The 1283-nt window shown below is 74.0% G+C and carries 1 protein-coding gene and 1 pseudogene; both read left to right on the top strand.

Features of this window, described 5'->3' with window-relative positions; translation table 11 throughout:
* Window positions 1-1027, top strand: a 1027-nt coding sequence (locus AC2W7A_RS12545; protein ID WP_485991626.1) for a zinc-dependent metalloprotease, incomplete at its 5' end; no start/stop codon positions are given.
* Window positions 1028-1032: 5 nt separating this feature from the next.
* Window positions 1033-1283, top strand: a pseudogene (locus tag AC2W7A_RS12540) (hypothetical protein); the annotation flags it as partial.

The raw sequence follows: 1283 nt of genomic DNA, 5'->3' as shown, positions 1-1283 counted from the left end.
CCTCGTCCCGCCGGGACCGCGGATGTCCGCGCGGCAGGCCAGGGCCGAAGCTGAGGGGCTGCGCGCCGCCGCCGAGGCGTCCGTGCCGCACGTGCACCGCCTCACCGGGCTCGAGGCCGCGCAGGACCTGCGGGACTCCCAGGTGCTCGTGGTGGACCGTGCGACCTGGGCGAAGGCCAACACCCAATCTTTCCAGGCCCTGCTGTCCCCGAGCTTCGACCACCTCGCCGCCACCCGGCCCCAGGAGTATGCGACCTCCACCACGCCGGTCGCCACCGCCGCCACCGGTGCCGAGCTCGGGGCCCTCCTCGCGTTCCTCGGTTCCAAGGTGCTCGGCCAGTACGACCCGTTCGCCGCCCTGTCCGGCTTCGGTGGCCGCCTCATGCTGGTGGCCCCGAACGTCGCGCAGGTGCGCGCCGAGATCAACGTGGTCCCGGAGGATTTCCGCCTGTGGGTGTGCCTGCACGAGCAGACCCACCGCGTGCAGTTCGCCGCCGCCCCCTGGCTGGCCGGCCACCTCCAGCAGCGCATCACCGAGCTCACCGGCGCCATGTTCGACAAGTCGGACTCCCTGCCTGAACGCCTCCGCACCGCGCTCGCCTCCGCCCGGCCCGGCCGGAAGGACGACGACGGCCCTCGCCCCGGCCTGCTCAGCGCCCTCCAGGACGACGAGGACCGGGCGCGCATGTCCCACCTGACCGCGGTGATGTCCCTGCTCGAGGGCCACGCGAACGTGGTCATGGACGCCGTGGACGCCGAGGTCGTGGAGACTGTGAAGACCATCCGCCGCCGGTTCGACGCCCGCGGGGACCGGCGCTCTCCGCTGGAGAGGTTCGTGCGCCGGCTGATCGGCATGGACGCCAAGATGCGCCAGTACGCGGACGGGCAGAAGTTCGTGTCCGCCGCCGTGGCCGAGCTCGGCATGGACGGGTTCAACGTGGTCTGGGACGACCCCGCCCTGCTGCCCACCGAGCCTGAGATCCACGCCCCGGACACCTGGGTCGCGCGTATCCGCCGCGAGGCGTGAGCGGCATGGAGGCAGGACTGCCGGCGCTGGGGCAGTGGCCTCCGCGCACCCGCTGGCCCGGCGCCGTCCACCGCGGCGTGGCCGCGCTCAAGGAGGCTCTCGGCGCGCCTCCGATGGTCCTGCTCGCCGTCTCGGGTGGGGCGGACTCGCTCGCGCTCGCCGTGCTCACCGCCGTCCTGCGCGGAACGCGGGAGGCGAAGGCCTGCACGTCGGGGCGGTGGCGGTGGACCACGCGCTGCAGCCGGGGTCCGGCGAG

The sequence above is a fragment of the Micrococcus sp. LASM2_SD2 genome (assembly GCF_057364565.1).
Note: the sequence above shows the minus strand (reverse complement) of the source record. Positions and strands in the feature narration are given on the sequence as shown.